At 37.6% G+C, this 9,709-nt stretch carries 10 protein-coding genes; 8 read left to right on the top strand and 2 right to left on the bottom strand.

Annotated features, from left to right (window positions below):
• Nucleotides 1–216 precede the first annotated feature (216 nt).
• Together B1B04_RS20395 and B1B04_RS26750 are read right to left on the bottom strand one after the other, a co-directional pair.
• Nucleotides 217–1,212 carry a serine hydrolase domain-containing protein gene (locus B1B04_RS20395; protein WP_079563207.1) on the bottom strand — a complete coding sequence of 332 codons (996 nt, stop codon included), beginning with the start codon at nucleotides 1,210–1,212 and terminating at the stop codon, nucleotides 217–219.
• Nucleotides 1,213–1,318: 106 nt separating this feature from the next.
• Nucleotides 1,319–1,561, bottom strand: a complete 243-nt coding sequence (locus B1B04_RS26750; protein ID WP_368483757.1) for a MarR family transcriptional regulator — start codon at nucleotides 1,559–1,561, stop codon at nucleotides 1,319–1,321.
• A 340-nt stretch (nucleotides 1,562–1,901) separates the two neighbouring features.
• Here B1B04_RS26750 and argF point away from each other — a divergent pair, with 340 nt between their 5' ends.
• The 8 genes from argF to B1B04_RS20350 all read left to right on the top strand — a co-directional run bounded on the left by argF (nucleotide 1,902) and on the right by B1B04_RS20350 (nucleotide 9,625).
• The gene (gene argF, locus B1B04_RS20385) at nucleotides 1,902–2,867 is read left to right on the top strand and encodes an ornithine carbamoyltransferase (protein ID WP_079563205.1); all 966 of its coding nucleotides are present in this window, start codon (nucleotides 1,902–1,904) and stop codon (nucleotides 2,865–2,867) included.
• A 375-nt stretch (nucleotides 2,868–3,242) separates the two neighbouring features.
• Nucleotides 3,243–4,127: a LysR family transcriptional regulator gene (locus B1B04_RS20380; protein ID WP_079563204.1), complete on the top strand. Its 885-nt coding sequence runs from the start codon at nucleotides 3,243–3,245 to the stop codon at nucleotides 4,125–4,127.
• 536 nt (nucleotides 4,128–4,663) lie between these two features.
• Nucleotides 4,664–5,992, top strand: coding sequence for an LLM class flavin-dependent oxidoreductase (locus B1B04_RS20375; RefSeq protein ID WP_079563203.1), 1,329 nt, complete (start codon nucleotides 4,664–4,666; stop codon nucleotides 5,990–5,992).
• Between the two features lie 48 nt (nucleotides 5,993–6,040).
• Complete coding sequence (locus B1B04_RS20370) at nucleotides 6,041–7,048, top strand: LLM class flavin-dependent oxidoreductase (RefSeq protein ID WP_079563202.1); 1,008 nt, start codon at nucleotides 6,041–6,043, stop codon at nucleotides 7,046–7,048.
• Between the two features lie 13 nt (nucleotides 7,049–7,061).
• Nucleotides 7,062–7,334, top strand: coding sequence for a glutaredoxin family protein (locus tag B1B04_RS20365; RefSeq protein WP_079563201.1), 273 nt, complete (start codon nucleotides 7,062–7,064; stop codon nucleotides 7,332–7,334).
• Nucleotides 7,335–7,349: 15 nt separating this feature from the next.
• Entirely contained in the window at nucleotides 7,350–8,174 is an 825-nt protein-coding gene (locus B1B04_RS20360) for a transporter substrate-binding domain-containing protein (protein WP_079563200.1), read from the top strand.
• Nucleotides 8,175–8,200: 26 nt separating this feature from the next.
• Nucleotides 8,201–8,905 (top strand): amino acid ABC transporter permease, encoded by a 705-nt coding sequence (locus B1B04_RS20355; RefSeq protein WP_079563199.1) that lies wholly within the window; start codon nucleotides 8,201–8,203, stop codon nucleotides 8,903–8,905.
• Between the two features lie 12 nt (nucleotides 8,906–8,917).
• Nucleotides 8,918–9,625, top strand: a complete 708-nt coding sequence (locus B1B04_RS20350) for an amino acid ABC transporter permease (protein WP_079563198.1) — start codon at nucleotides 8,918–8,920, stop codon at nucleotides 9,623–9,625.
• Nucleotides 9,626–9,709: the final 84 nt, after the last annotated feature.

Here is a 9,709-nt window from a genome sequence, read left to right as displayed (position 1 = left end):
GCTTTCGACGCTTCGATCACTTTCGAGCAAAAATCTTATTAAATTTAAAGTATAAAGAAATTGGAGTTCATCTGGGTTAAGGTGCTGAAAGAGTATAGCACCCCAACATTTGACTTAGAACCTTTTTTTATGTCGATAAACTAAAAAAGTTAGGCGATAAATTCAAAATTTTTATCGATAATTTAACAATACTTATCGATATATTCATAAAATCATCTATTGAACCTGTAAAAGCTGCAATATATCTTTACCAATTTGACTAGGGTTTGCCGCCAATATAGGAGATCGATAATTTGATAAAACAACGACGCCCGTTTGTTGTGTTTTATCAAACCCTAAATAACTTGAAAAAGCTTTCGTCGAACCATTATGCCAAATGATATTGTGATCGAGTTGCCATCCTAGACCAATACTTATATTTTCTGAAAAAGTTTCAGTTGCTTGATGTGTTAATGTATAACCTAAATTTTCATCACTTAAATGTACTTTCGTAAATTTTAAAAGATCATTAACAGTTGAACGGACTGCCCCTGCTGCCATAAATTCATTCATTTGGAGAGGTGGCTTTTTATGTCCGAGGATAGTGTATCCTTGCAATACTGCCTCTGCCTGATTGGTAGGGATAGAGATAAAAGTATTTGGCATATTTAAAGGATCTGTTAATCTTTGTTTGATAGCAGTTTCAAAATCAGTATGAAGTGTATTAGCTAAAATATATCCTAAAAGCCCCATCCCTACATTAGAATATCGAAATTTAACTTTAGGCTCGTCCGTATGCGTTTTAAAATAATGTATAGTCTCGTCCAGTGAATATTGACAAAAAGGATCACGAGGTGTCTGCGCATCAAAAACATTGTAAATGTTCTTCAGCACACCTATTCCCGGTAGCCCAGAAGTATGATTGGCTAAACGCTTGAGTGTAACAGGGTGAGTATCGGGAATTGCAGAAAAGTATTTGCCTATAGAATCTTCGACATGGACTTTTCCTTCCTGAACCATTTCCCCTAATATGGATGTAGTAAAAACTTTAGAAATTGAGCCAACTTCATATATGTAGGACTTTTCTTCCAGCATAAAATTCGAGCCACCGAAAGTAAAGGTAGCTTCCTGACCTTGAGATATGATACCAATGGATAAAGCAACATTTGGGCGAGTTTTTATATAGGGATAAGCAATTTTAAAAATGTCTTTTTTTAAATTATGTAAATCCAAAAGAATACCTCCATTATGAACGCTTATTTTTTTCCTGCTCCGCTGAAATAATAGAATGTAATTTCAAAAGTATGTCCTTTAATTGTAACAAGTCCTCTCGATTGAGCTATGAATAATATTTATAAATAATAGTAAGCTCAATTTCCTCCTGCTTTTGAAAATAAAGATACCCTCGTTCATCTAGCTCTATAATCACTTCTCTACGATCCTTTTTACTCATTGTTCTTTTAATAAAACTTTCTTGCTCCAGCCTATTTACTAACTGGCTAACAGCACTCGCGGATGTCCCCATTAACTTTGCCAATTCATATGTTTGAAGGGGCCTTTCGTCTGAAGAAGATTTAAAAATACTGCTTGTTTTGTAGTTAATGTTTCATCCAACAAAGAGGGAAATTCTTCGGTTAACCTTAAATTGGTTTCATATTCAACTTGATTAATCTCCTAAATAAGATGTACCAATTCCTTATCCATACGTTTTACTACCTAAATAATTAATATATATAAATTATAAATATGTATTAACAATAATGCAATTTCCTTGAATATGCATAAATATTCGATTGTTCGCATTATTGTCACATCAGAAGGTAAAATTCTAACTTTTGAAAATAAACATAAAAATTCAATTGATTTTATATTTATGCATTGTTATACTAATCCCAACAGCAACGAAACAAGGAGTGAAGGCTATGAAATTACTTGAGGAAGTACAGCTAAAGTTAGTAACTAGCTTAAAAGATAAGGACTTATTAACCTTGCTAGACTATACAAGTGAAGAGGTTCAGCAGTTAGTTGAGTTATCGACACAGCTAAAAATGATTACTAAAGAAGGAAAATGTCCGAAGCTATTAGAAGGTAAGACACTCGGTATGATTTTTGAAAAACATTCAACTCGTACTCGTATTTCATTTGAAGTAGGTATGAACCAATTGGGCGGAAAAGGTATGTTTATGCATGCGCGTGATTTACAGATTGGTCGCGGTGAATCTGTTTATGATACAGCACATGTGCTATCAGGCTATTTAGATGGCATTATGATTCGAGCGAATTCTCATGCAATGGTTGCAGAGCTTGCAGAGCATGCTTCTATACCAGTAATAAATGGACTAACGGATATTTATCATCCATGCCAAGCTTTAGCGGATTTAGAAACAATCTTTGAACATAAAGGTGAACTAAAAGGACTTAAAATTGCTTATGTTGGAGATGGCAACAACGTGGCGCACTCATTAGTAGTCGCTTCTGCGCATGTAGGAATGAATGTGGCAGTGGCAACACCGGTTGGCTATGAATGTGACGAAGAAGTAATCGCGAAGGCACAGGCTATCGCAGCAGTAAATGGTAGCATAATTACAATTACAAATGATCCTGTAGAAGCAGTTTTAAACGCGGACGTAGTATACGCTGATGTATGGACGTCAATGGGGCAAGAAGAGGAAACTGCGAAACGTCTACAAGACTTTGCTGGATACCAAATTAATGATGAGCTTGTCGCATACGCAAAGCCGAATTATATGTTCTTGCACTGTTTACCGGCCCATCGTGAAGAAGAAGTAGCGACATCTGTTATCGATGGACCAAATTCCTATATTTTTGAGCAAGCAGAAAACAGACTTCATGCGCAAAAAGCGGTTCTTGCATCGATTCTAGCATAGAACTTAAATTGCTCTACGTTTAGTAAGCACAAACTTGCTTTAAAGCTATACTTCTCGGTTTGGGAAGTACTATATAGACAAAGTTCACATTGGCAACAGGGGGTGTCACTGTGAATAACATAACGGTGGTTGCAGACAGAGGGATGTAAACCACGCGCGATGTATGTGATCAAGATGGATGACCACATCGCTACATAATAAAGTAACCTGGGAGACGCTAGGTTGCTTTTTTCTTGTTGCGCTGCCTTTCAAGGGCGCTCTTCAAATGAACAGTTACTTTGGAAAAATATAAATCCTAGTTTTCCAATCTTTTATAGAGAATTAAAACAATTATCTATATAATAGGATAAATAAGTAATTTAAGGAGGGCTCCGGTTGAACATTGATCATATCGAGGCATTTTTATATGTCGTGCATTATAAAAGTATTCATAAGGCCGCCAATGCATTGTTTTTATCTCAACCGACTGTGACGGCTCGTATTAAATCATTGGAGCGAGAGTTGAATGTCGAGTTATTCCATCGCGATGGGCGAAGTGTAATATTATCGGATAAAGGGAAGGACTTTGTTCCGTTTGCGACACAGATTGTGGAAACCTTTCAACGAGGGAAAAAACAATTAGAGGAAACGCAGGAGTCTAATGAGGTGTGTATTGGTACAAATGGAGTCACAGCACAATATTTTTTAGCTTACGCTTTGCCGAAATGGAAGAGAGACTTTCCGCATTTGCATTTTCAGATCATCACAGGTTCAACAGCGGTGATTTTAGAGAAACTGCAAAGTCATCAAATCAATATGGGTCTTATTCAATATGTTCATAGGGAAGGAATTTACAATGAGCTATTGCTAAGTAATGCGGTTAAACTTGTGATGCATCGGGAGCACCCCTTTATACAAAAAAATGTAATGAATGCAAAGGAAATGGCACGACAGAAAATGGTGTTTTTTGAATGTGGGGCTTTTGATTGGAATTATGTGCATAAAATGTTTGAGGTAGAGGGCGTATCAGCAAATATTGAAGTGCGAACGGATCATTTAGAAGTAGCGAAAGAATTTATCCGTACAAGGGAGTATATGAGCTTCTTACCACATCTTTGTGTAAAAAAAGAGCTTGAAAGTGGTGAATTTGTTGAGGCTGATGTTAAGCATTTACTTGATATGAATCAACATATTTTTTTAACATATAAAAATAAAGAGACGCTTGCACCAGCTTTATGGAAAACAATAGTAGAGACAGCTGTACAATTTGAAAGCATTTAAGAAAATTTAACTACTTTCAGCAATGGTCAACCACTTCTATAGGTGGTGAGATGAATGCGGGTTTAAGTGTTACTTTTCAAGGGTATCCAAACATCCGCTGAAAGGAGTTCACAGAGGATGTTAACCTAAAATCATCGCATCCATGGGATAACGGCTAACTGACCTGCATCGGTAAAAACGCCACGTCCTGTGGCATTACCGAAATGACCGACATCGTGTCGCCCTCGTGTTGTTGCTGTCGCTTCGCTTTCGCACAGACAAAAACGTGTTGCTGTCGCTTCGCTTTCGCACAAAAGACAATTGCGGACCTAAGCACACGGACACAATTATGCCGAGGCATAATTGATATTGATAAAATATTTTATATGACAGTAAAATTTTTTCTATTATGTAGCCCATTGCAAATTGTATAAATGAAAGGTATTATCTTCCTCAATCCTATTTTATTTATGATTCCATAAATAAAGTATTTTTTTACACTTAAAACATACTTAACCACTAAGTTTAGTAAAAATAAAATTTGAGGAGGAGTAAATATGGTGAGACAGGACAAAATTCGATTCGGGGCTATTATTCATGGTGTAGGTGGTAATATTTCAAGTTGGCGTCATCCGAAGGTTGCTAGCAATCAAAGTGTAAGCTTGCCGTTTTATATTCAACAGGCACAAAAGGCTGAGCAAGGGAAATTTGATGTAGCTTTTATTGCGGATGGTTTATTCATCAATGAAAAATCGATTCCGCATTTTTTAAATCGTTTCGAGCCACTAACAATCTTATCGGCGCTAGCAGTAACAACTAAAAACATCGGGTTAGTAGGCACTGTATCAACTTCCTATAGCGAACCATTTACAGTGGCACGTCAATTTGCCTCTTTAGATCATATTAGTGGGGGGCGTGCAGGATGGAATGTTGTCACGACCCCGTTAGAAAGCACTGCCTTAAACTACAATAAAACAATTGAGCAGCATCCGAGTCACGCAGAGCGCTATCAAATTGCTGAGGAATATTTAGAAGTGGCAAGGGGATTGTGGGATTCATGGGAAGACGATGCTTTCATTGCAGATGTAGAAAATGATGTTTTTTTTGATTCAACTAAGCTACACACATTAAATCATCAGGGGCAATATTTTTCAGTGCAAGGTCCGCTAAATATTGCGCGCTCTAAGCAAGGGCAGCCTGTTATTTTCCAAGCGGGTTCTTCAGGTGCAGGAATTCGATTAGCCGCAAAGGATGCAGACGCAATCTTTACACATGGTACGTCATTAGAAGAGTCACAGAAATTTTATAAAAGAGTAAAGACTGAAGTTGCAGCATTTGGACGCAATCCAGATGAAGTTAAAATTTTCCCAGGAATTTCTCCGATTATTGGCGATACGCTTGAGGAAGCGGAAGCGAAGTATCAGGAAATCGTTGAGCTCGTTTCGATAGAGCGTGCACTTGCTTATCTTGGTCGATATTTCGATCATCATGATTTTACACAATATGATGTAGATGCTCCGTTCCCAGAGCTTGGTAAAATAGGAGCAAATAGCTTTAGAAGTACGACTGATTATATTAAAAAATATGCCAAACAAGAAGAGTTAACATTGCGACAAGTTGCTTTACGTGAAGCAACCCCAAAAACGGCGTTCTTTGGCACAGCAGAGCATGTTGCTGATCTCGTACAGGAATGGTTTGAAAAAGAGGCGGCTGATGGCTTTATTATAGGTGTTACTGTACCTGGAGCACTGGATGATTTTGTAGATAAGGTTGTGCCGATTTTACAGGCTAGAGGGCTATATCGTGAAGAATACGAGGCGGACACATTACGTGGTAACTTAGGTTTACCATTTAAAGAAAGCCGTTATGTCAAACAATCTGTCTAAAAACCTAGTAAATATATATGAATAAGTGTATTTGGAGGAGGAAAGTGTATGAGCTATTCATTAGGTATATTAGATCAAAGTCCCATTATTGAGAGTGCTACAAACGAGCAGACCTTACAAAAAACAGTGGCTCTAGCACAAAAAGCAGAGAAATTGGGTTATTCACGTTTTTGGGTGTCAGAGCACCATAATACAGCTACATTAGCGGGGTCATCTCCAGAGGTATTAGTGTCTTATCTACTTGCTAAAACAAAGTCTATCAATATCGGGTCGGGTGGAGTGATGCTTCAGCACTACAGCCCATACAAGGTAGCAGAAAATTTCCATGTTCTCGCTTCGTTGGAGCCTGGGCGAGTTGATTTAGGCATAGGGAAGGCACCGGGCGGTTTACCCCTCTCTACGAAGGCGTTGCAATATGGCACGCTCAATCAAGGCGAAGATTTCGAGGGAAGATTAACATTTTTGCAGCAATTAATTGATCAAGCTGTTCCATCTGAACACGAGTTATATGGCGTACAGGTAACGCCGATTCCAAAGGTAAAACCAGCATTATTTTTACTTGGGGCAAGTCCACAAAGTGCCGCTCTTGCAGGCACATTAGGCATTGCGTTCGTCTTTGCTCGATTTATTAATAGTGACAATGAAGTGTTAGCACAAGCAGCTACAGCATATCGCAAGCATTATCCAAACGGTCATTTCGCCGTTTCAATCGCAGCCTTTGCAGCCCCTACAAAAGAAGAGGCGAAAGAGTTAATTGGTGATCAAAAAATTACGAAGGTGCATTTAGCGAGTGGGAGAAGCCTAACATTACAATCGGTAGAACTTGCAGAGAGATTTGGTCAGGAATCTGGAGAGACATTTACGGTGAAGCAATATGATGCAGATATTGTATACGGTTCTCCAGAAGATATTAAATCGATATTAGATGACTATCATGTGCGCTATCAAATTGATGAGTTTATTTTGCATACGCCTGTGTTGAAGGAATTTGAACGGGAACGATCATTTGAACTTTTAAGTCCAGTAAATTTGCAGCAAAAAGAAGCGGTAAGCTAAGGAGGAAATGAACATGGCAAAAAATATAGATGTAATTGTTTGGTCTAAGCAAGGCTGTAGTTATTGTGATGAAGTGAAAACATACTTACAACAACAAGGCATTTCGTACAAAACGGTGGATGTAACACATCAGGATGCATTCCGTGACATTCTTGAAATAAAATATGGTGTCCGTTATGTCCCGGTTGTCGAAATTGGAGCAAATGGCGTCTTTAAAGCAGTAACAGAAATTGGGTTGGAGCATTTAAAAGCAGTACTTGCTGTTGATCTACCATCGCATGCATAAGAAGAGAGGGAGTTTATGAAAAAATTATCGTTTTATTTACTATTATTGCTAACTTTACTTTTAACAGCTTGTACAAATACGGAAAAGTCCGAAGGGGATACTAGTGAAAATAGTGCAGCACAAGGTGGCAAGGATGTTCAAAAAATCATTGTTGGTACAGGAACCCAATTTCCAAATATCTGTTTCATTGATGACAAGGGGAATTTAACAGGATATGATGTAGAGCTTGTTCGTGCCATTGATGAGAAGCTACCAGAATATGAAATTGAATTTAAAACAATGGAATTTTCAAATTTATTATTAAGTTTAGAGACAAGGAAAATTGACTTTATTGCCCATCAAATGGAGGTCAATAGTGAACGAGAGGAGAAATTCCTCTTTAATAAAGAACCTTATAATGTATTCCCATTAAAAGTAACAGTCAATGAAAAAAACAATTCTATTCAATCCATTGATGATTTGAAAGGGAAAAACGTTAGTGTTTCACCAACTAGTAACTCGGCTGTCTATATAGAGAAATATAATAAGGAACATAATTTAGGCGCTAATATTATCTATTCTTCCGGCTCGGTTGATATTCACAATCAACTTGCGACAGGTCGTATCGATGCAATCATTACAACACCATTTGCAGTAAAGTACTTTAATGAAAGTAATGAGGCGCAGGAGAAGGTTGTAGGAGATGCTTTATTAAATTCAAAAGTTTACTTCTTATTAAATAAAGACGAGGCTGTCTTACAGAAGCGACTTGATGATGCAATTCGAGAGTTAAAGGCAGAAGGCGTCATTAGTAAGTTAAGTAAGAAATGGTTAGGTGACGATTATTCGGTAGACTTCTAAACGGAATAGGAGAGGGAGAAGGAAGTATGGCTAATGACTTTGACTTCACACTAATTGCAAAAGTACTTCCAATATTGCTTCAGTATTTACCAGTAACACTTGAAATTTTAGCGTTCGCCACTATTTTTGGCATGCTGCTCGGTATAGTGATCTCTATACCAAAGTTGCTACACATACCAGTATTGAAGCAAATTATAACGATTTATATTTCGTTTATTCGAGGTACGCCGATTTTAGTGCAATTGTTTTTAGTGTTTTACGGTATACCAGCATTATTGAAACTTGTGCATATTGATGTAACAAGAATGGATGCTATGTATTTTGTAATTATTACTTATACGTTGAGCAATGCTGCATCGTTCGCTGAGATTTTTAGAGCGGCAATTTTAACAGTTGATCGTGGTCAAATGGAGGCAGCTTATTCAGTTGGATTAAGTGGAATACAGGCCTTTATTCGCATAATTCTTCCTCAGGCGATTCGTGTGGCCTTTCCCAATATGGCAAATACGATGATAAGTTCATTAAAGGATACGTCTTTAGCATTTTCTATTGGCGTTATGGATATGGTGGGACGTGGAGAAACGCTAATTGCTTCAACGACAAGAGCACTGGAAATATATTTGGCGCTGTCCATCGTTTATTATGTCATTGTTATTTTGTTAGAAAATGTATTAAAGCGCAATGAACGGTATCTTAATCGATATATGCCAAAGGAAACTGCATCTAGCTAGGGGGTAAAGGCTATGACTATAGATATTGCTTTTATTTTTGAAGCGTTAAAAGAAATTAGTAAAGTCTTGCCGTTAACGTTGTTCATGGCAGTTACACCTGTCTTATTGGGCACTTTAATCGGCATTATTATTGCATTTATTCGAATACAACAAACAAAATTTCTCGCACCATTGTTGAATTTTTACGTATCTTTTTTTAGAGGCACACCTATCATTATGCATATTATGCTTGTTTATTTTGGCATACCAATTGTTGTTGATGTCTTTGCCAAGGCTTTAAAAATTGAGATTCAATCAAGCTCTATTCCTATTTTATTTTTTGTTATTTTTGCTTTGACGCTAAGTGCAGGAGCCTATGCTTCCGAAATAATTCGGTCCGGTATTTTAAGTGTACCAAAGGGACAGCTAGAGGCAGCATATGCAGTCGGTTTAACATTTTCACAGGCGATGCGACGCTTTATATTACCCCAAGCATTTAGTAAATCCATCCCTAACTTCACAAATGTTTTTATTGGTTTCTTACATGCCACTTCACTAGCATTTTTCCTTTCGGTTAAAGAGTTAACTGGGGTTGCGAATATCGTTGCTTCTATTAATTTAAAGTTTTTGGAGGCATTTATCGCTGTCGGGCTAGTTTATTGGGGTGTTTCAGTTATCGTTGAATGGTTTGCACATCGTATTGAGAGAAGAGTAACTGCCTATAGTAAGGGAGGCATTTAACTTCTTTTCGGCGAATGTCTTTTGTATCGGAAGCGTAGCGACAGGTACAGGTATCCAAACATCCGATGAAAAGAGGGGCTCAGG

The sequence above is a fragment of the Lysinibacillus sp. KCTC 33748 genome (genome assembly GCF_002237755.1).
GTDB lineage: Bacteria > Bacillota > Bacilli > Bacillales_A > Planococcaceae > Lysinibacillus.
The sequence above is the reverse complement of the archived record's forward strand: the minus strand, read 5'-3'. Positions and strand labels throughout refer to the sequence as shown.